General features: G+C 33.8%; 21 protein-coding genes and 1 pseudogene. 10 read left to right on the top strand and 12 right to left on the bottom strand.

All coding sequences use genetic code 11. The features are described from left to right. Nucleotides 1-437: 437 nt before the first annotated feature. Nucleotides 438-1826, top strand: a complete 1389-nt coding sequence (locus CD128_RS11005; RefSeq protein WP_103329937.1) for an amino acid permease — start codon at nt 438-440, stop codon at nt 1824-1826. A 77-nt stretch (nt 1827-1903) separates the two neighbouring features. Here CD128_RS11005 and CD128_RS11000 read toward each other — a convergent pair whose 3' ends face one another. From CD128_RS11000 to CD128_RS10975, 6 genes and pseudogenes are all read right to left on the bottom strand, one after another. After that, nucleotides 1904-2776 carry a MurR/RpiR family transcriptional regulator gene (locus CD128_RS11000; RefSeq protein WP_103329936.1) on the bottom strand — a complete coding sequence of 291 codons (873 nt, stop codon included), beginning with the start codon at nt 2774-2776 and terminating at the stop codon, nt 1904-1906. After that, entirely contained in the window at nt 2777-4213 is a 1437-nt protein-coding gene (locus CD128_RS10995) for a PTS transporter subunit EIIC (protein WP_103329935.1), read from the bottom strand. A gap of 13 nt (nt 4214-4226) precedes the next feature. Next, nucleotides 4227-5114, bottom strand: a complete 888-nt coding sequence (gene murQ, locus CD128_RS10990) for an N-acetylmuramic acid 6-phosphate etherase (RefSeq protein ID WP_103329934.1) — start codon at nt 5112-5114, stop codon at nt 4227-4229. Next, nucleotides 5102-6169 (bottom strand): MupG family TIM beta-alpha barrel fold protein, encoded by a 1068-nt coding sequence (locus CD128_RS10985; protein WP_103329933.1) that lies wholly within the window; start codon nt 6167-6169, stop codon nt 5102-5104. The genes murQ and CD128_RS10985 overlap by 13 nt, the downstream gene beginning before the upstream one ends. A gap of 104 nt (nt 6170-6273) precedes the next feature. Then, nucleotides 6274-6642, bottom strand: a complete 369-nt coding sequence (locus CD128_RS10980; RefSeq protein ID WP_103329932.1) for a hypothetical protein — start codon at nt 6640-6642, stop codon at nt 6274-6276. A gap of 85 nt (nt 6643-6727) precedes the next feature. Beyond that, a pseudogene (locus CD128_RS10975) lies at nt 6728-7430 on the bottom strand (helix-turn-helix transcriptional regulator). Nucleotides 7431-7985: 555 nt separating this feature from the next. Between CD128_RS10975 and CD128_RS10970 the strand changes: the two are divergent. From CD128_RS10970 to CD128_RS10940, 7 genes are all read left to right on the top strand, one after another. Beyond that, nucleotides 7986-8777 (top strand): inositol monophosphatase family protein, encoded by a 792-nt coding sequence (locus tag CD128_RS10970; protein ID WP_103329931.1) that lies wholly within the window; start codon nt 7986-7988, stop codon nt 8775-8777. 115 nt (nt 8778-8892) lie between these two features. After that, nucleotides 8893-9840 (top strand): LCP family glycopolymer transferase, encoded by a 948-nt coding sequence (locus CD128_RS10965; protein WP_103329930.1) that lies wholly within the window; start codon nt 8893-8895, stop codon nt 9838-9840. Nucleotides 9841-10153: 313 nt separating this feature from the next. Next, on the top strand, nt 10154-13108 hold the full coding sequence (gene fdhF, locus CD128_RS10960) for a formate dehydrogenase subunit alpha (RefSeq protein WP_103329929.1): 2955 nt from the start codon (nt 10154-10156) through the stop codon (nt 13106-13108). Then, nucleotides 13108-13581, top strand: a complete 474-nt coding sequence (locus CD128_RS10955; protein WP_103329928.1) for a helical membrane plugin domain-containing protein — start codon at nt 13108-13110, stop codon at nt 13579-13581. The genes fdhF and CD128_RS10955 overlap by 1 nt, the downstream gene beginning before the upstream one ends. Nucleotides 13582-13754: 173 nt before the next feature. After that, nucleotides 13755-13976, top strand: a complete 222-nt coding sequence (locus CD128_RS10950; RefSeq protein ID WP_103329927.1) for a hypothetical protein — start codon at nt 13755-13757, stop codon at nt 13974-13976. Between the two features lie 24 nt (nt 13977-14000). Next, the gene (locus tag CD128_RS10945; protein WP_103329926.1) at nt 14001-14786 is read left to right on the top strand and encodes an N-acetylglucosaminidase; all 786 of its coding nucleotides are present in this window, start codon (nt 14001-14003) and stop codon (nt 14784-14786) included. A 152-nt stretch (nt 14787-14938) separates the two neighbouring features. Continuing rightward, nucleotides 14939-16063: an FAD-dependent monooxygenase gene (locus CD128_RS10940; protein WP_103329925.1), complete on the top strand. Its 1125-nt coding sequence runs from the start codon at nt 14939-14941 to the stop codon at nt 16061-16063. Between the two features lie 65 nt (nt 16064-16128). On the opposite strand, the gene CD128_RS10935 is transcribed toward CD128_RS10940, so the two are convergent. The 5 genes from CD128_RS10935 to CD128_RS10915 form a co-directional block, all read right to left on the bottom strand. After that, entirely contained in the window at nt 16129-17085 is a 957-nt protein-coding gene (locus CD128_RS10935) for a 2-hydroxyacid dehydrogenase family protein (RefSeq protein WP_103329924.1), read from the bottom strand. Nucleotides 17086-17163: 78 nt separating this feature from the next. Further along, nucleotides 17164-17478 (bottom strand): DMT family transporter, encoded by a 315-nt coding sequence (locus CD128_RS10930; protein ID WP_103329923.1) that lies wholly within the window; start codon nt 17476-17478, stop codon nt 17164-17166. A 1-nt stretch (nt 17479) separates the two neighbouring features. Beyond that, on the bottom strand, nt 17480-17809 hold the full coding sequence (locus CD128_RS10925; protein WP_103329922.1) for a DMT family transporter: 330 nt from the start codon (nt 17807-17809) through the stop codon (nt 17480-17482). Between the two features lie 149 nt (nt 17810-17958). Next, complete coding sequence (locus CD128_RS10920) at nt 17959-18675, bottom strand: CHAP domain-containing protein (protein WP_103329921.1); 717 nt, start codon at nt 18673-18675, stop codon at nt 17959-17961. Between the two features lie 326 nt (nt 18676-19001). Then, entirely contained in the window at nt 19002-19430 is a 429-nt protein-coding gene (locus CD128_RS10915; protein WP_103329920.1) for a DUF4870 domain-containing protein, read from the bottom strand. Between the two features lie 446 nt (nt 19431-19876). Between CD128_RS10915 and CD128_RS10910 the strand changes: the two genes are divergently transcribed. Together CD128_RS10910 and nhaC are read left to right on the top strand one after the other, a co-directional pair. Then, nucleotides 19877-20947, top strand: coding sequence for an NAD/NADP-dependent octopine/nopaline dehydrogenase family protein (locus CD128_RS10910; protein ID WP_103329919.1), 1071 nt, complete (start codon nt 19877-19879; stop codon nt 20945-20947). A gap of 71 nt (nt 20948-21018) precedes the next feature. After that, on the top strand, nt 21019-22428 hold the full coding sequence (gene nhaC / locus CD128_RS10905) for a Na+/H+ antiporter NhaC (RefSeq protein WP_197730779.1): 1410 nt from the start codon (nt 21019-21021) through the stop codon (nt 22426-22428). 308 nt (nt 22429-22736) lie between these two features. Here nhaC and CD128_RS10900 read toward each other — a convergent pair. Then, the coding region (locus tag CD128_RS10900; protein ID WP_231917317.1) for a transposase at nt 22737-22917 on the bottom strand (181 nt) is incomplete at its 5' end.

Raw genomic sequence — 22917 nt, 5'->3', positions numbered from 1 at the left:
ATGTAGCACTCTTTTGTACTAATGCTTGCATTTTAATATGCTCCCTTAATTAATCTATGAAGAGTATAACATATTCTATTTTTACAAAAACGATATATCTAAATATAAAAATATTTAACATTAAATACTGATATACAATAGTAGTATTTTAAAAAAGTGAAATTTTCCAATAAAAAAATATGTAAAAAGTAACTCGCTTTAACGCGTTAAAAAGGCGTAAAATCGACGTTTTTTAAAATTAGCAAACACTAATCATGACAGTAATGGAAGCGATTTCAAAAATTTGTAAAATTTTTGTTTTAATTTTGTCAAATTATAGTATAATAACTTCAATAAGGTAAAGGATGTTTTTTTAGGGAAAGAGGGAAAGCAAAAAAAGGTTTTCTGAAAAATAAAACTATTCCACCTTAGATTAAATAGAGATGGGGTTATTTTATATGGATAACAATGAATTACATAGGGGGCTAAGTGCACGTCAAATTAGAATGATAGCGCTTGGTGGGACTATCGGTGTTGGTTTATTTATGGGAGCAACTAGTACAATTAAGTGGACTGGTCCCTCAGTTATCTTTGCGTATTTAATCGCAGGTATCTTTTTATTTTTAATCATGAGAGCAATGGGGGAAATGATTTACTTAAATCCAACAACTGGATCTTTTGCAACATTCGCTAGTGACTATATTCATCCAGCAGCTGGTTACATGACAGCATGGAGTAATATATTCCAGTGGATTGTAGTAGGGATGAGTGAAGTTATTGCCGTTGGTGAATACATGAACTATTGGTTCCCACATTTACCAGGTTGGATTCCAGGTGTTATTGCAGTATTACTTTTATTAGCAGCAAACTTAACATCTGTTAAAGCATTCGGTGAATTTGAATTCTGGTTCGCAATGATTAAAGTAGTAACAATCTTATTAATGATTGTTGCAGGTTTTGGTTTAATCTTCTTTGGTATTGGTAATGGTGGCCATCCAATTGGTATTTCTAATTTATGGTCTCATGGTGGTTTCATGCCAAATGGTTTAGTAGGATTCTTCTTTGCATTATCAATCGTTATTGGTTCATACCAAGGTGTTGAATTAATCGGTATTACTGCAGGGGAAACTAAAGATCCTCAAAAGAATATTAAAAGTGCAGTTAACGGTGTTATCTGGCGTATTTTAATCTTCTATATTGGAGCTATTTTTGTAATTGTTTCTATTTACCCTTGGAATCAATTAGGAAACATTGGTAGCCCATTCGTAGCAACATTTGCTAAAATTGGTATCACTTTCGCAGCAGGTTTAATCAACTTCGTAGTATTAACAGCTGCATTATCAGGTTGTAACTCAGGTATCTTTAGTGCGAGCCGGATGATTTTTACATTAGCTCAAAAAGGTCAAATGCCTAAAATCTTCACTCGCGTTATGAAAAATGGTGTACCATTCTACCCGGTATTAGCCATTGCTATTGGTATCTTAATTGGTGCATTATTAAATGTTATTCTTCCTTTATTCGTTGAAGGTGCAGACAGCATTTTCGTATATGTATACAGTGCTTCAATTTTACCAGGTATGATTCCTTGGTTTATGATTTTAATTAGTCATATTCGCTTCAGAAAGTTACACCCTGAAAAAGTTGAAGGGCATCCATTCAAAATGCCTGGTGGTACTCCTGCAAGTATCATTACAATTATTTTCTTATTGGTAGTACTTGTAGGTATGTTATTCAACAAAGATACTGTAGTATCTGTTATTATCGGTATCATTTTCTTAGCTGGTGTAACAGTTTACTATTTCGTTCGTGGCCATCATAAAAATGATACATCACGCAATCTTAAATAAAAAACTGAAAATAAACTATAAACAACACATTATTCAAAAAAAGGCGATGAATGTTCATCGCCTTTTTTTATACTTTCTTAATGTTTAAATTCAATATTTGATAAATGTTTTCGATAATTATCTAAAGCCATTTTTGATTGAGTAATATAATCTAAAGAAGATTGATAATTTAACGCAACATAACGATAAAATAGTACATCAATTGTAAACATTTGAGCAAATAAAGAAGTTGTTGCGCCCATACGTAAATCATTTTCATCAGAGTGACCGTAAGTTAACACAAGATCAGACTGACGTGCTATTGGATTATTATCAGAACTTGTAATTGCAATAATAGGAATATGATAGTCAGCAACGACTTTCGTCATCGCTTGTAATTCGCTTTGTTCACCGTTATTGGTAATAAATATAACACAATCTTTATCACTATGCGTTGATAACATTGTCGTGAACAGATGCGTTTCTTGAATAAGTTGAACATTTAAACCTACGCGTGACAATTTTTGATACAAGTCAGTAGCACAAACAAATGAAGCACCGTATCCGAAGATAAAGATAGTTTCTGATTGCTTAAATTTATCGCAAATTTTATCAATGGTGCTATCATCTGTAAACCTCGCACTCTTCTTTAACGCTTCTTCTGCACGTGCACATAGTTTCTTTTTCAATGTCTCGACAGGTTCATTGTTCACAAGTTCTATATTATAAGGTGTGACTTGTTTTGGAAATAAAGTTTTTAATTCATCTCTAAGCACTTGAAAGCTTGCATTCATTAATTTCTGACTAAAACGATTTAACGTTGACACACTAATGTTTAGTTCTTCTGCGACCTCTTGATTAGACATCCGTAAGAGGGCATGTGGTGAATTTAATATGAAGCGTGATAATTTTTTCTCATTTTTAGAAAATGAACTATAATTCTCATCAATGATATATATAATATTTGTCATCTAATCACCTAATTTGTCTAAGTTTCTCATTTCTTTAGTCGTACCGAAGAAATATGTGAACACAAATCCTCCAATATAGGCAGAGACTAAGCCGATAATATAGCCAAGATATTTTTGATGTGCGATTAAAGGTAATAAAGAGATGCCACTAGGTCCAATAGCTGTAGCACCAATGTGACCGATGCCTCCGATCACTGCCCCTCCAATACCGCCACCAATACATGCTGTAATAAATGGACGACCTAAAGGAAGTGTTACCCCATAAATTAGTGGTTCACCAATACCTAAGAAGCCGACAGGTAAAGCCCCTTTAATAGCATTACGTAAAGTTGTATTCTTTTTACATCTTACCCACAGTGCAAGGGCAGCACCTACTTGTCCTGCACCAGCCATAGCTGCTATAGGTAATAGATATGTAGCGCCTGATTGATTAATCAATTCAATGTGGATAGGAGTGAAAATATGATGCAACCCTAACATAACCAGTGGTAGGAAGAAAGCACCAATGATAAAGCCACTAAATGGTCCACCTACGCCGATGACCCAATTAACAACGCCCACTAAACCATCTGAAATAAATCCAGCAATAGGCATAATAACAAATATAGTTAATAGACCGATTATTAATAGTGAAATAGTAGGAGTTACGATGATATCGATTGAATTTGGTACTATTTTGTGTAATCTTTTTTCAATTAAACTTAGTAGCCATACTGCTAAGATAACACCGATAATACCACCTTGACCTGCAAGTAAAGGATCACCCGTAAAAATATTTTTAATTGGATGTTCTGGAGTAATACCTGTTAGTAATGTGGTACCCCCGATAACGCCACCCAAACCTGGTGTAGCCCCAAAGACTTTAGCAGCATTGAAACCAGTAAAGATTGCTAAGTATGCTAACATCCCATCTTTAATCACATTTAATACCGCAACCAGTTGTTTCACCCAATCAGCAGATATAGAACCAGCAGTGATGAAGTTGTTAAGGACGGCGGCAATACCACCGATTAAACCAGCACCAATAAAAGCTGGGATTAAAGGGATGAAAATATTAGCAATTGTTTTTAAAATTTGGTTCATTTTGCTTTGTTTACGTTTATTTGTATACGAAGCTTTATTTTCTTGTGCTTGTTGTGCAATATGTTGCTTGTGGTTTTGTTCGTGAGAGATATCTTCACTTAATTGAGTGCCACTCACTTTAGCCATTTCTTGTGCAACTTTATTTACAGTTCCAGGACCGACGACGACTTGAAGACGTTCATCTTTCACAACTCCAAGTACGCCATCAATCTTTTTTAACTCAGTGTAATCAATTTTATTATCATCAATTATTTTTAAACGTACACGTGTCATACAATGAATAATGTTACTAACGTTTTCAATTCCGCCCACAGCATCCAAAATGTCGTGGGCGAGTCGTTGTTCTTTGTTCATACGCAGTGCCTCCTTAAGATTTGATAGCTTGTTTAATCACTCCGTTGTGATTTAATAATCTTAATTTAGCGTCTTCTTTAGTGGTATCGCATAAGTTCATTACAATGGCAACTTTTAAATTAGAATCAGAACGTTCATATAAATCTAAAGCTTCTTCATAACTTAAGCCACAAATATCTTCAATAATGTGAATAGAACGTTGCTCTAATTTATAATTTGTTGGTTTCACATCGACCATTAAGTTGTCATACACTTTTCCAATGCCAATCATGGTTAATGTAGAAATCATATTTAGAACGAGTTTTTGAGCGGTGCCAGATTTTAATCGAGTTGAGCCAGCTAACACTTCAGGACCCACCGGTACTTCAAGAGGAAACTGAGCTAATTTGCTAATCTCACTATTAGTGTTACATGATAATGCGACTGTCATTGCATTGAATGAATTCGCATATTCAAGTGCACCTTTAACGTAAGGCGTTCTACCGCTCGCTGAAATACCGATGACTATATCTTTTTCAGTTAAATGAATATTTTGTAAATCTTTAGCGCCCATTTCAAAGCTATCTTCCGCACCTTCTACCGCTTCAGTCATCGCTTGTTGTCCACCTGCAATAATCCCCACAACTTCAGTTGGCTGAGTATTAAACGTAGGTACACATTCAGCAGCATCCAATACGCCCAGGCGACCACTAGTGCCTGCTCCGATGTAAATAAGGCGACCGTGACTACGGAAACGCTGGATTGTTTGTTCGATAACGTCGCGTAATTGTGGCAGGATGTGTGCTACGACTTGCGCTACTTGTTGATCCTCTTGGTTCATTGTATTTAGTGCATCTGCGATAGACATTTCATCTAAATGCATCGTGTGCTGATTTCTACTTTCCGTTGTTAAGTGTTCCATAGACAGTCCTCCTTTTCAGAAATAATCTCAAATGTGTCGCCAGGTTGAATCAAATCAAGAATATATAAATCTTCAGAAGAAACAGTAGCAACATGATTAATGTTGGGATGACTAGGTAACTCTGATTTAATAATTTGAAGTTCGCCTTCATAGCGTTGATTTAAAAGGTTATCGATTGTAATTGTACCTTTCTTGCGCACGCAATCATGGAGATGATTTGGTTTAATAGTAAGATGGTTTATCGCTCTCGAATCTTTGGAACGAATAAGATGTTCTGGTGCATCGATACGCGATGTATGTGTTCTAAATATGAGTTCTGCATAGGCAGAAGAATAAGATGAAACCCTAATAACAAAATGACGATGAAATATCATTTGTGCTAAGGCATTAGCTTTATCATCACTAATAGCTAAATCGCCAATCATAATGTGATGGATACCGATAGTAAGTAATGAATGTGCAGCTAATAATGTAGGTGTTGATCTATGATGTTCTATAGTAGGTAAACCTTTGAATAAAGGTCCTCTTAGCGTAGTACCTGGAATAAACGCAATAATCTGCGCATCCTTATCATATTGAGTAATTAATTGATTACGTTCTTTTACACTACTCAGTGATAGACCAGTGTCTGGTCTCGGATAATAATTATGGCAGTATAATATTTCAGGTAAATGTTTTTGTGTGTAGATTGATTTAAGTATGTCTGACGTCATAGTGCTAGCATTAAAACAACATTTTAAATTATGTGTGTAAAGTTCATGCATTAAAGCCATATTTAAATGGTCATCTATTCTGATCGCAAAATCCCCATTTGGATACTGTTGTAAAAAACTGTAAAGTTGTTGATTAAGTAAAGAAGGATTGAGATCAATAATGTAGGTTACAGGAGTGTCCTGTAATAATTGGCATAATTCTCCCAAATATGTCAATTTCGTTTCTTCATTCTCCTCAGGAATTTGTAAAGATGTAAATATATAACGGTAACCTTTGTCTATCATTTTTAAAATATATTCTTTATTTAACGGCTCACCTAAGTACACTGAGAAACCCAACATAATGCTGCCTCCTAAGTTACATTAATCTAGCCTCATTATATCGTGTTGCCAGTGTAAAGACAATTTACGTTAGGAGGTAACTTATTTTAAAAATAGGCTAATATTTATAATTCATTAAACATGCTTTTAATAGTGATGTAAGTTTGATAGATGCGACGATGACGTTCATGTAAATCGTAGAGCAATTCGCCTTGTTGAAAGTGATGAAGAGGTTGTTGGTGTAGTGAATGAAGTAAACTTTGATAAGTAGTAAAGGGAGAAGCGGGAGATAGAGGTATCGTAGGTTTAGCATTGTGTTCGAGCTGTTGCATATTTGTTTCTGAATGATACATGTCAACGGTTATATTGAATTGTTCAATAGCTTGAATGAGTAGCTTTGGTTCCATGAAATAGTAATATTTTATTTTTTCAATAAGTGTGAGTAATTCTATTAAATTATGTTGATAGTTAATAGGTAGATGAGCGTTTGTCATTGCGTTGCTCCTTTTAGGAAAATGTGGGAAGTGAAGCGAAGAGAAGGAGTATAGGCCAATCGAGGAAGAAAACTGCATCAAGTTATTACTGTTCTTCTTCCTCAACTGGATTTAAAAATTCAGTATAGTTATCAATAGTTATATCGTAAGTTTTAATCGTTTTTTTCAAAAGAATAAGAAATGTCATATATATCAAGTACAGGTAATTCGCGTGTGCGACCTGAACCTATTTCATAAATGATAGCCAACCATGTGCCATTACGACAAAGTAAGCCTATAAAAATCACATTTTCAGCGATATACTTTTCATCTTCTTGAAAATCAATCAGCATGACGTGACGTTCATTGCTATAAATTAAAATATCGGCGAATAATTGAGGCAATGTAATATCCTGAGTGTCTTCAAATTTGATGAAATCATTCATGTGTCTTAATGAATGGCGAAGTCGAACATTAGACAAATTGAGACATTGGTTGATAATAGTTTCAATTGAGTCAGCATAAGGCAACGTTGAATAAGATTTACTTTCAATTAAAGTTAAGAATAAGGCAATAGTTTGTTGTTCATTTAAATTAAGTTGAATACTTTCTTCAGCATTATGAATCATATAGCCTCCACGTTTACCTTTAGAAGTGTAAAGTTCAACACCTTTCGCTTCTAATTCAGCCATGTCTCGAGTAATTGTCCGCACTGAGACATTAAACTGTTGTGCTAATTCTGAAGCTTTGACTTTATGTCCTTGTTGTATAGCTGAAATAATTTGATTTTGTCTTTCTTGTTTATTCAATATTTTCACCGCCCGCAGACATTACATATCAGACTGGAGACAAACCCTTTCACTTATAGTCACCGCACACATAACGTTGGTCACTTATGAATAGTAAGCTCCTGTCGTTAAAAAATTACGTTTTCTCGATTGAGAAAGGTATTCTTTCAGCCTTTATAATTAAGATTACTCTAATAACAATCATGCGTTACATATTACATTAATTATAACATAAGACTGAGATGTAAGACATTTAATGCCTAATAGTAGATTTTAGGTGTAAAAATAAACATATTTTATTTGGAAAACGCTTACATATATAATATTTTTATGCTAATATAATATTTGTAACAGGGGAGAACGAATTCAAACAAAGGGGTAGAAGCTATATAACAGATAGCTTATTATGAATCGTTCGAGTTACATCGAAACATCTTCAATATTTATTACTTACTTTCCTTTCTATTTGTCGGCTAGCAAATGACTAGCCGATTTTTTTATTTCTATAGTTAAATCTATAAAGAATTATGATTTTGAGATAAAATAAAATGAAATAATATAAATGAGGTGCAAGAGATGGAACTAAACCAACTTCAACATATCGATCAACACATTGCACAATGGCTTGAACATTTAGACAATGTGATACCAAATTTAATTGCTAAAATGACTACAGATACTAAAGTGGACCGCTTTGATTTAGTAACAAATGTAGATAAACAGTTGCAACAACAATTTGAAGACTATCTTGCTGAACATTTTCCCGGCCATCAATTGTTAGGTGAAGAAAAAAACAATGATTCAATTAAGCCGTATGAAGGGCACCTATGGATTATGGATCCTATTGACGGTACAGCCAATTTAGTTAAACAGCAGGAAGATTATTGTATTATTCTTGCTTACTTTGAAGATGGAGAACCACAACTTTCTTATATCTATGATTATCCACATAAAAAACTTTATAAAGCGATTAAAGGTCAAGGCGCTTACATGAATGACCAACCTTTACAACCACCAAAAGAGGTAAAATTGGAAGACGCAGTTATTTCTTTTGGCTCTGAATATATTAATGATCGCGCCAATAAAGCATTATATGATGCGGCATTTGGCGTGAGATATATCGGTTCATGTGGTTTAGATTCAATACGAGTGATTAAAGGTCAATTTGGCGCTCATTTTAATACGGATCCTAAACCATGGGATATTTCGGCGCAATTCTTATTTGCTGAACAACTAGGCTTGAAGATAACACGTATAGACGGAGGGCCATTAGACTATGCTAAGGGCGGACCATTTATTATTAGTAATAAAGGATGTCATGAAGAAATGTTATCTATTTTAAATGAAGGAAGCGGATATTTGAAATAGCCTCTAGATTATCTTAATTTTGTGAAAATTACAACTTGAGATGTATAGAAAATAAATAATTTTCATATATAATGATATAGATATATATTTCACAAAATAAGATAGGAGTGGTAGGATGCGTAGCACTCGAAATAAAATGAGCCTGCCCGTAAAGATTTTACTATGGTTAATTGGAATTTTAGTTGTATTAGCCATTGCAGCAGTTATATTCATAGGAGCTAGTATTTATATTACTGGGGATAAAATTCATAACCCCTTAAATCGTCAACATTCAGAATTACGTTCTAAAAATGTTAGCTTAAAAAATGGTGACCCATTTACGATTGCATTATTTGGTGTGGATTCTGATGCTCAACGTAAAAGTACAAATGATGGAGAACGTAGTGATACAATTATGTTGTTATCGATAAATCCAGCGAAAAAGACGACAGAAATTGTAAGTATCCCACGTGATACACAAGCACAGATTGTAGGACATAATACAACAGAAAAAATTAACCATGCCTATGCTTACGGTGGACCAACGATGGCAGTTAAGTCGATTGAGAAATTAATGAATGTGCCTGTGGACCATTATGCTACTGTTGATATGGACGGATTACATGAGATGATTGATGCTTTAGGTGGCGTGGATGTCGTAAGTAATGATACGTTTACTGTAAATGGTACCCAGTTTACTAAAGGTCAAAAAACACATGTCGATGGCAAAACTGCTATGGAATTTATTAGAAGTCGTAAAGAAGAAGGTGCGGGCGGAGACTTTGGTCGTCAAGAACGTCAACAACTTGTCTTACAAGCGATGGCTAATAAAATGACAAGCGCCTCTGCATTGACACATTTTCCTTCATTAATAGGAGAAATTCAAAAGAATGTAACTACAGACTTAACTTTAAGTGATATGAATGCGGTTAGAAGCAATTATAAAGATGCTAATAATACTGTAAATCGTCATCAATTAGAAGGCCAAGGCGGTATTCAAAGTGACGGCTTATGGTACTTTATTCCGAATGATTCTTCTAAACAACAAGCTTCAGATATACTTAATAACAATTTAACTAACTAATTTATTATCTTCATAAACACGCTTACTCTAACTTTTCTGTTAAACAAAGAGTAGGTGTGTTTATTTTTTTACTTTTTTTGAAAATGTAGTTTGTAATTATACAAAAAAGGTACAATACAATAAGTTTATTAAACTTAATTATTGTTATGTTTTAAAACTTTAAAAATTGAAAAAAATTTACGAAAGTCTTAACAATATTCACAAATAGTTATACAATTAAAGTAATTCTATGTTCAATATATGTGGGGTATTGGAATGGAATATTTTTTAATTAGACAATTTTACGGTAAAAAATATAGATGGGGTGGAAAGTATGCAAGAACATTTAATCTTGACGCTTGACGGTACAGATTATCTTGTGGAACCTGGAACGAATTTGCTTGAATTCATTAAATCTCGTGATACTTTCGTGCCTTCAATTTGCTATAACGAATCGATGGGACCAATTCAAACATGTGATACATGTATGGTTGAAATTGACGGCAAAATTGAACGTGCGTGTAGTACGGTTGTAGATCGTCCTATGACTGTTAATACTCAAAATAACGATGTAAAAGCGAGTCAAAAAGAAGCATTAGACAGAATCTTAGAAAAACATATGTTGTATTGTACAGTGTGTGACTATAACAATGGTGACTGTGAAATTCATAATGCTATGGACGCATGGGGCTTACAAGAACAATCATATGAATATAAAGAAAAACCTTACGAAAAAGATTACGGTCCATTCTATCGTTATGATCCAGACCAATGTATCTTATGTGGACGTTGTGTCGAAGCTTGTCAAGACATTGAAGTAAACGAAACAATTTCAATTGACTGGGATCGTGAACATCCGCGTGTAATTTGGGATAATGACGTACCTATTAATGAATCATCATGTGTATCTTGTGGTCAATGTGCAACAGTTTGTCCATGTAACGCAATGATGGAAGTTAATATGGAAGGTAATGCAGGTTATATGACTGATACTGAACCAGGTTCATTAGCAGCTATGATCGACTTAACTAAGAAAGCTGAACCAGGCGATGGTTTATTATTCGCAGTTTCAGATTCAGAAGCAGAAATGCGTAAAGAACGCATTAAGAAAACGAAAACAGTTTGTACATATTGTGGTGTAGGTTGCTCATTTGATGTATGGACTAAAGATAGAGAAATCTTAAAAATGCAACCATCACACGATTCACCGGCAAATAAAATTGCAACATGTGTTAAAGGTAAATTCTCTTGGGGTCACATCAATTCTGATCAACGTTTAACTAAACCGCTTGTGAGAAAAGATGGCGAATTCCACGAAGTAGAATGGGATGAAGCACTTGATGTAATTGAAACAAACTTCAAACGTATTAAAAACGAATACGGCGGCGACCATTTAGCATTTATCGCTTCTTCTAAAGGTACAAATGAAGAATCATACTTAATGCAAAAACTTTCTCGCCAAGTATTTGGCTCAAACAACGTTGATAACTGCTCTAGATATTGCCAAGCACCAGCAACAAAAGGATTATTCCGTACTGTTGGTCACGGTGGTGACTCAGGTTCAATTGACGATTTAGAAAGAGCAGCTATGACAGTATTAATTGGTACAAATACTGCTGAAGCACATCCAGTAATTGCCTCACGTATTAAACGTGGTCAAAAATTATTTGGCTCAAAAATGCACGTATTTGATATCAGAAAACATGAAATGGCTGAACGTGCCGATGCATTCTATCAACCTAAACCAGGTACTGACTTAGTATGGTTAGGTGCTGTAACGAAATATATCATTGATAACGATTTACATGACAAACAATTCTTAAATGATTGGGTAGACAACTTTGATGAATACTATAAATCATTAGAATTATTTACAATGGAATTTGCGGAAGACGCAACAGGTATTCCTAAAGAACAAATCATTAGCTTTGCTGAAGAAGCTGCTAAAGCAGAATCAATGTCAATCTGTTGGGCTATGGGTGTTACTCAACAAGATATCGGTAGTGATACAAGTACAGCAATCTCAAACTTATTACTTGTAACAGGTAACTATAGAAAACCTGGCTCAGGTGCATATCCATTACGTGGTCACAATAACGTACAAGGTGCAAGTGACATGGGAAGTATGCCAGACCAATTCCCAGGTTACCAAAAAGTAGATAATGATGAAGTAAGAGCTAAGTTTGAAAAAGAATACGGTGTGAAATTAAATCCTAAACCAGGACGCGACAATCACCAAATGATGGAAGGTATCCATAACGGTGAAATTCAATCATTATACTTATACGGTGAAGATACTGGTATCGTAGACTCTAACATCAACTTCGTACAATCTGCATTAGAAAAAGTAGAATTCTTAGTTGTACAAGATGAGTTCTTAACATTCACAGCAACATATGCTGATGTTGTATTACCAGCAAGTCCATCCCTTGAAAAAGACGGAACATTCACTAATACTGAACGTCGTATTCAACGTATTAATAAAGCGTTACAACCATTAGGCGACTCTAAACCAGACTGGGAAATCTTTCAATTAATCGCTCAAAGAATGGGCGCAGATTGGAACTACACTCATCCTTCAGAAATCATGGATGAAGTGGCACGCTTAACACCATCATACTCAGGTGTAAGTTATGATCGTTTAGAAGGCTTTAATAGTTTACAATGGCCTGTTGCTCCAGACGGCACAGACGAACCAACATTGTATATGAACGGCTTTAACTTTGATAATGGACGTGCAAAACTATTCCCATTAACTTTTGATAACTTCTTCAAAGAAGATGAAGTCTATGATTTACATGTAAATAACGGTCGTGTACTTGAACACTTCCATGAAGGTAATATGACTTATCAAACTGAAATGGTTAAATACAAAATGCCTAACGCATTCGTTGAAATTTCTCCAGAACTTGCCAAAGAACGTGATATTCATGAAGGTGCTGAATTAAGATTAATTTCAGAAACTGGTGAAGCAACATTAATTGCAACAATTACAGATCGCGTAAAAGGCAAAGAAATTTACATTCCATTAAATAATGATGCGATGTCTAACGGTGACTTAGGTGCCATCAATAAATTAACAAACAGCGATGTTGATAAATACACTGATACACCTTCATATAAACGTACAAGTTGTCGTATGGAAGTATTAACACGTAAAGGTAAATCACCATTGAACCCAACAAACTTCCGTGTTGATAAACACCGTCATCCGCAATATAGTGTCCAAGTACAGAAAAAATGGGAACGTCCAGATTATGTTTTCCCAGGAAATGTGGTGGATAAATAATGGCTGAAAGAATTACTAAAATTAATCGTTTAGAAAAGTCTAAAGAGCAAATTAAGCAAGAAAGTTTAATTGAAGTGACAGATGCAATTGCTGAAAATAAAGATAGTATTTTAAAAGCAATACGTATTGTTAAAGCACTAGACGAAGCTAAAATTCTTGATTTAATGAATGGTGGAATTAGAGGTCGTCAAGTGATTATCAATAAATTTATGACTGAGCTTAATAAAGATTTATATGCTGGGTTAATTACTAATTTAGCACCTATGGTCTTCATGTTAGGTGAGTTAAACGTTCAAGAGTTAAGTCAATTCTTGAATAAATTGAATAAAGGTCTTCACGTGGCAAACCAAGCTAGCCCTAATGCTAAAACAACAGTACGTGGTTTAATGGGTGTGCTTAAAGATGATGATATGAACCGTAGTTTAACTTACATGTTGAACTTACTTAAAGGTATGTCTAGAGACGAAGACTAATTAACTACACATATGAAATCCTTATTAGGAGTAATACTCTAAGTATCTAACTCTTAATAAGGATTTCTTTTTATTATTTTATAAGCCATGGAAGTACAAATTGTGGTATGGTTGATTATATATGAATTTACATAAAGGGGTGAGGACTTATTCATCCAAAAGCACTTAAAATAATGACAATCATTTCTAATGTCTTTATCGTATTAGGAATTATTTTTTTAATTATGATGCAATTAGTTTTGGCAATTTCAATGTTTGCAGTATCTTTAGCAATCAGTTTAGTCATATTTAACGTCATGTTTCGTGATCGTACAGGTATGAAAATAATAATTAATTTATCATTTGCAATTGTAGTGATTGTTATAATTATCGCTTATTTCTTTTTATCTAAATAAGCTAAACAGGAGTTTAACGTAGCTATGAAGAAATATAACCATTTAAAGTTTCCTATGATATTGTTAGTACTGGTGTTAATTGCTTTAGTAGTATTATTGATTTTTAATAAAACGAATATTTTAAGAAGTGACCTCAATTATCATTTTCAAGAAGCAGTGCGTAAACAGACTCAATCAGATCTTGTTAATACAATTGATAAAAATGGTGACTTCTCCACAGCAAGCAATACTGAAGTGGAACAAGCGATGCAAATTAAAAAAGATGACAATAATTTAAAATATATGGATCTTTACCATACCGTGCCAATGTCGAAAGAGGAAGTAACGCATATACTCAAAGGGAAAGGTATATTAGAGAATCAGGCTAATGCATTTATAGAAGCGCAAGATAAATATGGCGTGAATATCCTTTATTTGATTAGCCACGCAAGAGTGGAAACGAATAATGGTAAATCAGAGCTTGCTCAAGGTATAAAAGATGGTAATCATCAATATTACAATTTCTTCGGCATTGGAGCTTTTGATGAGGACGCTATACATACTGGTAAGAGTTATGCCAAAGAACAACAATGGACGTCACCACGCATGGCTATTTTAGGTGGAGCTAAATTTATTCGCTCAACTTACTTTGACAATGAACAACGCACACTCTATCAAATGCGTTGGAATCCACAGAATCCAGGACAACATCAGTATGCCAGTGATATAGAATGGCCAGATAAAATAGCTACGTATATGAAAGAATATTATGACCATTTTGGAATTAAAAAGGATAAAATAAGACGTAATTATTACATATCTAAAAATTGAAAATAAGTAATTTAAAGTGAGAGAGTATAAGGGATTGTCCCGTACTCTTTCATTTTTTAATTTAATTAAAAGTTTAAATTATATAGAGGATATTTAGGGTATAAGGCAATATGTTAAAATGAATAAGAATTTAAATTCTGAGGTGTAAATAAATGAAAATTGCAATTATAGGTGCCGGTATTGGAGGGCTCACTGCTGCTGCACTATTACAAGAGCAAGGACATGATGTCAAAATTTTTGAAAAGAGATCAACTATTCAAGAAGTTAGTGCAGGCATTGGTATTGGGGACAATGTTTTACGAAAACTTGGTAACCATGATTTGGCGAAAGGTATTAAAAATGCAGGTCAAAATTTAACTTCTATGGATGTGTTTGATGATAAAGGCAAATTATTAACGGCTGCAAAACTTAAAGAAGATACACTGAATGTTACGTTGCCTCGTCAAACGTTGATTGAGTTAATTCAATCTTACGTTCAACCTGATACAATTTTCACAGACTATCAAGTGACTAAAGTGGATAATGAAGATACGCAAGTGATGGTTCACTTTTCAAATCATGCGAGCCAATCCTTCGATATGTGTATTGGGGCTGATGGCATTCATTCCGCGGTTAGACAGACCGTACAACCTGAAGCAAAAATTTTATACCAAGGATATACATGCTTTAGAGGTTTAGTAGATGAAGCGGACTTGAAGCACAGTGATAGCGCAAATGAGTATTGGGGCCAAAAAGGACGCGTCGGAATCGTGCCAATGATTAATAATCAAGCTTATTGGTTTATTACGATTAATGCTTCGGAAAAGGATCCAAAGTACCGTTCATTTGAAAAACCACATTTACAAGCATATTTTAATAATTATCCTGAAGAAGTACGTCAAATCTTAGATAAACAAAGTGAAACGGATATTATCACAAATGATTTATATGATATGAAACCATTAAAAACGTTTGTTTATGGTCGTACTATATTATTAGGTGATGCAGCTCATGCGACGACGCCTAATATGGGTCAAGGCGCTGGTCAAGCGATGGAAGATGCTATTGTATTAACTAATTGTTTAAGTTCGTATGATTTTGAAAAAGCTTTAGCACGTTATGATAAATTGCGTGTTAAACATACAGCTAAAGTGATTAAACGTTCACGTAAAATAGGAAATATAGCACAAAAAGAGGGCACTTTAACAACTAAAGTACGAAATCGTGTTATGAAAATGACACCTACACGTCTTGTAAGTAGCCAAACAAAATTTTTATACAAAGCTAAAAATAAATAACATGTAAAAAGGATTGAATTAATAGTATTAAAACTACTATCGATTCAATCCTCTTTTTAGTTCAATTATTTATTAACGATAAATTGTGGTTCTTCACCGTTTAATTTTTTAATCGTATCATTTGCGACAATTTTAGACATCATATCTCTAGCTTCGAATGTAGCATTACCGATATGTGGAGTGATTACTACATTGTCTAATGATTTTAAGCCTTCAGTAATTTCAGGTTCAAACTCATATACATCTAAGGCAGCGCCTTCGATTTCTTTATCATTTAGTGCTTTAACTAAAGCCTCTTCATTTACGATAGGACCACGGCCAGCGTTAATTAAATAAGCAGTTTGTTTCATTTTCTTAAACTGTTCAGTGTCAATCATGTGATGTAAATCAGGTTTATATGCAGCGTTGATAGTAATGAAGTCTGCATTTTCAAGTAAGGTATCTAAATCTACATATTTAGCACCAATTTCACGTTCTTTTTCTTTCTTTTGATGAGGTCCTGTATAAAGAACATCCATATCAAAAGCTTTAGCGCGTTGAGCTACAGCACCACCAATTTCTCCAAGACCTATAATGCCTATTGTTTTACCTGAAACTTCGCGTCCTCTGAAGAATAAAGGAGCCCACCCATCGAATCCTTTAGTACGTGATAACTTATCACCTTCAACGATACGACGTGCTACTGCAAGTACTAAGCCGAAAGTTAATTCAGCAGTTGAAGCTGTAGAAGCCTTTGGTGTATTCGTTACATCAATATCTTTTTCACGTGCATAATTGACATCTACATTATTGAAACCTGCACCGTAGTTAGCGATGATTTTAAGGTTTTTACCACTATCAATCACTTCTTGGTCAACGTTAGTAGATAAAATACTAATTAGGGCAGAAGCATCTTTTACGCCTTCTTTAAGCGTTTCTTTATCTATAATGCCATCACCCTCATACATTTCAACTTCGAAATGTTCTTTAAGTAAATTTAATCCTACTTCAGGAATTGCTCCAGCGATGTAAACTTTTTCCATTAAACTCACTCCTTAACGTGTAATTCTCTTTAAGTATAATAAAAGAAGAAAACGTATACAAATTAAAAATTTTATATATCATTGGAGAAGTCTCAATCCGATTACCGAGATTAAAATTAATGAAATAAAAAAGAGGCGCATAAAATGTTTAGATTCATTATAAAAAATCATTCCAACGATAGCGCCACCCGCGGTCCCTATACCTGTCCATATAGCATATGAGGTACCCATTGGAATTGTCGACATCGCCATTTTAAGAAAGCTGAAACTGAATATAAATGTAATGGCCATAACGATAATGAGCCACTTTCTTTTTGTGCGAGCAAATTCATTTAACCACACAACGCCTAACACTTCTAATAATCCAGCTATCACTAAGCATATCCAGGACATCTTATATTCCTCCTTCATTCTGATCATTAGTAGAAAGTTTTAGACCAATAATACCTATAAGGAGTAATATTAGTAGACCCATTTTAGTAATGGAAAATGATTGATTAAAAAATAGCATGTCAGTAATAACTGTACCAGCAGCTCCTATGCCGACAAACACGGCATAAACTGTGCCTACTGGTAAATGATTAGAAGCAGATAGCATTAAATAAAAACTGAGAGATAAAAATACTAAAGTAAATAGCCATGTGAGGAAATTATGAGCATTATCTAATCCAACTACCCAAACTATTTCTATTAAACCGGCAAGTATTACTTTTAACCACTGCATCGTAAAACCTCCTTGCAGTATAAATAGTAATAAACATATTTTCTCAAAGTATATATATAAATTCAAAACAACCTTCTAGCTCGAAGACGAAGACACCAAACTAGAAGGTTGAATTTTCTATAAATCAGATATTAATATTTATTAATTTTTTAAGATAAATGAATATAGTTATATGAACTTGCTTGACTAGATGAAATCGTACGAGTATCTACTACATAAGGACCGCCAGTATAATTCATTTCAGAAATAGTGATTGAACCATCGCTATTTACACTTTCTACGTAAGCCACATGTCCCATGCTTCCTTGAGTAGTTTGAAGAATAGAACCTTTAGCAGGAGTATTATTTACTGTATAGCCTGCTGCTTGAGCTGCACTTGCCCAGTTATTTGCATTGCCCCAAGTTGAGCCAATCTTACCGCCAACTTTATCATATACGTACCAAGTACATTGTCCTGATGTATATAAGTTGCCTGAGGTAGATGATGTTGTTTGCGTTGAAGTTGATGTCGTAGTTGAAGAGGCCCTTGAACTACTAGTAATATCATTTGATGATGAATTACTAGTACTAGACGTCGTATTTGATGCGCTTTGTGTATTAGAGAATGATTGTTGTTGGAAATGTTGTTGATATCCACTTGGTTGATAATGATTCAACTGTGGGTGCCATTGTCCGTTATTATTATAATTTTGGTGATCTTGTGGCATAAATTGACCATATGATTGATGATGATAGCCATATTGTGAGTGTTGTTGTGGTACTGGATTGTGATTATATTCGGCAGCGTCTGCATGGTTTGCATTTAATCCTAATGTTGATACACCAATGCCAGCTGTTAATGTTGAAATAGTTATAATTTTATTCATAGTAATAAGTCCTCCCAAATTTGTCTTCAACAATTGGTTAATTAGCGATATGTTGAAGAAGCTTTAAATCTAAAAATTTAATAGTTAATTGTCGCTCCCAACGACAACACATACTTTAGCAAATTATTTTGAGGTTATGGGCGATGTCACGCTTTCGTAAATGAAACACAAAAACCTTGAACAACTTCGTAATAGAAGCATGTCCAAGGTTACAGGCTGTAATAAAACCTACAAAGCGCGTGTTTCCTATGAAAATTGAATAGTTTTAACTTACATAGAGTTTTTTAATATTACAAAATATTGTAATAAATAAGGTCTATAACTTTCTATTTAAAAATTCGAATAGAAAGCGGAACCACATATTCTTTGCCACCAAAATATTTTACACAGGCCACTATGTGAAATATGAAATACAGAATAGAAAGAACAAAAAGCGCAATAAATAAAATAACTACTAATAAACCTAAAAAGATAGATAATGTATCATTATTTATCGCAAAACCAGCAAAAATAGGAATAAATAAAATTCCTACAACGATATTCCAAATAAAATATGAAATAACCATGTTAAAGTAATTTTTACCAGCTTGATCAATAAGACGGGCTTCGTTTCGCTTGATAGCCCAAAGAATGATTGGACCAATTATAGAGGTAAAAAAGCCTAATAAGAAAATAAGCATAGACATCAAGCGTGCGTCATCATTGTTGTCATTGATGATTTGTTGATTGGGTTGATAATTATAATTTTCTGGCATATAAAAACTCCTTTTAGAAAAAATACATTTCTCACTTTAAATATAACAAAGTTTTAAATTATATTTTAGTGAATTTTAAATTATAATTTATGGTCTTGTTTAAAATTTTTCCAAGACGGTTATATATAACGATAATATGTTTAAGAGAGCCTGGGACATTAAGTATGTTACAGGCTCATCTCACATTTTGGCAGTAGCTAACTGAATTGAAAATACGCTTATATCAAGCTTTTTTCAATTCTAGTTATCTTTGCCTGGCGGGCGGGGCCCCAGCACAAAGACTTTCGAAAAGAAAGTCTACAAACAAAGCAAGCTGGGGATACAACGAAATTATTTTAATTTCTGTCCCGCGCCCTTTATTTTTTGAATGTGACTTTTAGACTGATTTAGGAGTTATTTTTATATATTTTAATTTTCAATAAATAAAAAGAAATGAGGGTTATTAAATGAAAATAGCAGTTGTAGGATCAGGTAACGGGGCAGTTACTGCCGCGGTAGATATGGTAGACCAAGGACATGATGTGAAGTTATATTGTCGAAATTCATCAATAAAAAAATTCAAAAACGCGATAGATAAAGGCGGGTTTGACTACAACGATGAAGGAGAAGAAAAATTCATTCCATTTACTGATATAAGTGATGATATTTCTTACGTATTGAAAGATGCTGAAATTATTCAAGTTGTCATTCCTTCTTCATATATTGAATATTACGCGAAGATTATGGCAGAACATGTAACAAATGATCAATTAATCTTCTTTAATATCGCTGCTGCAATGGCTTCAATTCGTTTTATGAATGTACTAGAAGATCGTCATATTGACGTGCAACCTAAGTTTGCGGAAGCTAATACATTAACATATGGTACACGTGTAGATTTCGAAGAGGCGCGCGTAGATTTATCACTTAAAGTACGTAAAGTCTTCTTCTCAACATATAAGAAAGATGAGTTAAGTGAAAGCTTTGAAAAAGTAAGTCAAATTTATCCTTACTTAGTTAAAGAGGAAAACTTATGGAAGACTAATTTAGAAAATGGTAATCCAGAAGTTCATCCAGGACCAACATTACTTAATGTAGGGCGTATAGATTATGCTGATTCATTTGCATTATATAAAGAAGGAATTACAAAACATACAGTTAGATTATTACACGCCATTGAATTAGAGCGTTTAACACTAGGACGTAAATTAGGGTTCGAATTATTAACTGCCAAAGAAGCACGTATCCAACGCGGTTATTTAGAAAGAAAAGATGAAGATGAACCATTAAATCGTTTATTTAACACAAGTCCAGTATTCTCTCAAATTCCAGGACCTAATTCGGTACAAAATCGATACCTAACAGAGGATATAGCGTATGGCCTTGTTTTATGGTCAAGTCTAGGACGTGCCATTGATGTAGATACGCCTAACATTGATGCCGTTATTATGATTGCTTCTACTATTTTAGAAAGAGATTTCTTTAATGAGGGATTGACTGTAGAAGAGTTAGGTTTAGATAAACTAGGATTAGAATAGTACGAAAGTGGAAGTGTATAGAATGAAATTTAACAGAAAAGAGGTTTTTTAAAAATTAATTAAGGGGGATGATTATGAAAAGAAAACCAACATTTTTTGAAGCAATATCTACAATAATCGTGATGGTGATTGTTGTAACCACAGGCTTTATTGTTTTTAATATACCTATTCAAGTTTTATTATTAATATCTTCAGCCTATGCTGCTTTAATCGCTTTTCGAGTAGGGCTTAGATGGAATGATTTAGAAGAAGGGATTACTCATAGATTAACGACTGCGATGCCTGCCATTTTTATCATTTTAGCAGTCGGGATCATCGTAGGGAGTTGGATGTATTCAGGTACAGTGCCAGCATTAATCTATTATGGTTTGAAATTTCTTAATCCTAATTATTTCTTAGTATCTGCATTTATAATTTCAGCAATTTGTAGTGTTGCTACTGGTACAGCGTGGGGTTCAGCTTCTACAGCTGGTATCGCTTTAATCTCAATTGCTGGCCAATTAGATATGAATTTAGGAATGGCAGCAGGAGCAATTATAGCCGGTGCTGTTTTTGGTGATAAAATGTCACCACTTTCAGATACAACAAACTTAGCTGCATTAGTCACTAAGATTAATATCTTTTCTCATATTAGAGCAATGATGTGGACTACTATTCCAGCTTCAATTGTTGGTATTATTGTTTGGTTTTTCGCAGGTTTAAATTCCAAAAGTAGTGCCAATTCAAAACAAATTAAGGCATTATTAAATGAACTCTCAACAGCCTATAATATAAATATTTGGGTGTGGGTCCCTTTACTAGTCATCATAGTTTGCTTATTATGTAAAGTTTCTACGGTACCGTCAATGCTAGCTTCTAGTGTAAGTGCGCTTATCGTAGGTACATTGAATAATCATTTCAATATTGTTGATGGTTTTAAAGCAACATTTGATGGTTTTAAACCTGAAATGACTGGTATGAGCCACTTTTCTGAAAATGCTAAGACCTTAATGGAACAAGGTGGAATGATGAGTATGACAGAAATCATTGTTACCATCTTTTGTGGCTATGCCTTTGCAGGTATAGTAGAAAAATCAGGTTGTTTAGACGTTATGTTACAAACTGTAGCTAAAGGCGTAAAATCAGTTGGTACGTTAATATTGATTACTGTGATATGTTGTTTAATGATGGTGTTCGCTGCAGGGGTAGCTTCTATCGTTATTATTATGGTCGGTGTATTGATGAAAGACATGTTTGAAGATATGAACTTAGATAGAAGTAATTTATCCAGAACATTAGAAGATTCAAGTACTATGGTGTTACCATTAATACCTTGGGGAACATCAGGTATTTATTACACTCAACAGCTAGGGGTTTCAGTTGATCAATTCTTCATTTGGACAGTGCCATGTTATTTATGTGCTGTTTTAGCAATTATTTATGGTTTCACTGGCATAGGTCTTCGTAAAAAAAGCACTAGTGAAAATGTAAATAATTCGTAAATAAAATGTTTAAATTCTTGTCTAACGGATATTAATAAGTATGTTAGAACAATACATAGATATTTTGTAGCGATGATATCTATTACATTTGTTTAACTAACAATATCCTCAAAGTATAAGAAAGTAGTGGATTCAATTTTTGTAGCGAGAATTGAATCCATGAACGTGAAACAACTCAAATGAATTAGAAATATTATTTGTGATATGAAAGAGGTTAAGCAGAGACTTATATGAGTTTCTGCTTAACCTCTTTTGGTTCTACGCAAACATCGGATGATAAATAAAAAAATTATTTAAATACAATTAAATTAAGCGACGAAGAGGAAATCAGACTTTTTTAGTCTTGTTTTCCTTTTTATTTTCTTAAATAATCGTTCTTTGACTATTATGCGACATTTAAAATTTTCAAAGTTGCGATAACCGTAGGCTATGCGTTTTTGAACTTTAATTTTATTATTAAAACCTTCGATAGGACCATTTGATAAATGT

The sequence above is a fragment of the Staphylococcus croceilyticus genome (assembly GCF_002902575.1).
GTDB lineage: Bacteria > Bacillota > Bacilli > Staphylococcales > Staphylococcaceae > Staphylococcus > Staphylococcus croceilyticus.
The sequence above is the reverse complement of the archived record's forward strand: the minus strand, read 5'-3'. Positions and strand labels throughout refer to the sequence as shown.

What these genes read in the sequence shown, in the direction of transcription:
- murQ (WP_103329934.1), bottom strand. Translation starts at nt 5,114, where the DNA reads ATGGAACACTTAACAACGGAAAGTAGAAATCAGCACACGATGCATTTA.
- CD128_RS11000 (WP_103329936.1), bottom strand. Translation starts at nt 2,776, where the DNA reads ATGACAAATATTATATATATCATTGATGAGAATTATAGTTCATTTTCT.
- CD128_RS11005 (WP_103329937.1), top strand. Translation starts at nt 438, where the DNA reads ATGGATAACAATGAATTACATAGGGGGCTAAGTGCACGTCAAATTAGA.
- CD128_RS10995 (WP_103329935.1), bottom strand. Translation starts at nt 4,213, where the DNA reads ATGAACAAAGAACAACGACTCGCCCACGACATTTTGGATGCTGTGGGC.
- CD128_RS10930 (WP_103329923.1), bottom strand. Translation starts at nt 17,478, where the DNA reads ATGTCCTGGATATGCTTAGTGATAGCTGGATTATTAGAAGTGTTAGGC.
- CD128_RS10920 (WP_103329921.1), bottom strand. Translation starts at nt 18,675, where the DNA reads ATGAATAAAATTATAACTATTTCAACATTAACAGCTGGCATTGGTGTA.
- CD128_RS10985 (WP_103329933.1), bottom strand. Translation starts at nt 6,169, where the DNA reads ATGTTGGGTTTCTCAGTGTACTTAGGTGAGCCGTTAAATAAAGAATAT.
- CD128_RS10970 (WP_103329931.1), top strand. Translation starts at nt 7,986, where the DNA reads ATGGAACTAAACCAACTTCAACATATCGATCAACACATTGCACAATGG.
- CD128_RS10955 (WP_103329928.1), top strand. Translation starts at nt 13,108, where the DNA reads ATGGCTGAAAGAATTACTAAAATTAATCGTTTAGAAAAGTCTAAAGAG.
- CD128_RS10925 (WP_103329922.1), bottom strand. Translation starts at nt 17,809, where the DNA reads ATGCAGTGGTTAAAAGTAATACTTGCCGGTTTAATAGAAATAGTTTGG.
- CD128_RS10910 (WP_103329919.1), top strand. Translation starts at nt 19,877, where the DNA reads ATGAAAATAGCAGTTGTAGGATCAGGTAACGGGGCAGTTACTGCCGCG.
- CD128_RS10935 (WP_103329924.1), bottom strand. Translation starts at nt 17,085, where the DNA reads ATGGAAAAAGTTTACATCGCTGGAGCAATTCCTGAAGTAGGATTAAAT.
- CD128_RS10965 (WP_103329930.1), top strand. Translation starts at nt 8,893, where the DNA reads ATGCGTAGCACTCGAAATAAAATGAGCCTGCCCGTAAAGATTTTACTA.
- fdhF (WP_103329929.1), top strand. Translation starts at nt 10,154, where the DNA reads ATGCAAGAACATTTAATCTTGACGCTTGACGGTACAGATTATCTTGTG.
- CD128_RS10980 (WP_103329932.1), bottom strand. Translation starts at nt 6,642, where the DNA reads ATGACAAACGCTCATCTACCTATTAACTATCAACATAATTTAATAGAA.
- CD128_RS10950 (WP_103329927.1), top strand. Translation starts at nt 13,755, where the DNA reads ATGACAATCATTTCTAATGTCTTTATCGTATTAGGAATTATTTTTTTA.
- CD128_RS10915 (WP_103329920.1), bottom strand. Translation starts at nt 19,430, where the DNA reads ATGCCAGAAAATTATAATTATCAACCCAATCAACAAATCATCAATGAC.
- CD128_RS10940 (WP_103329925.1), top strand. Translation starts at nt 14,939, where the DNA reads ATGAAAATTGCAATTATAGGTGCCGGTATTGGAGGGCTCACTGCTGCT.
- CD128_RS10945 (WP_103329926.1), top strand. Translation starts at nt 14,001, where the DNA reads ATGAAGAAATATAACCATTTAAAGTTTCCTATGATATTGTTAGTACTG.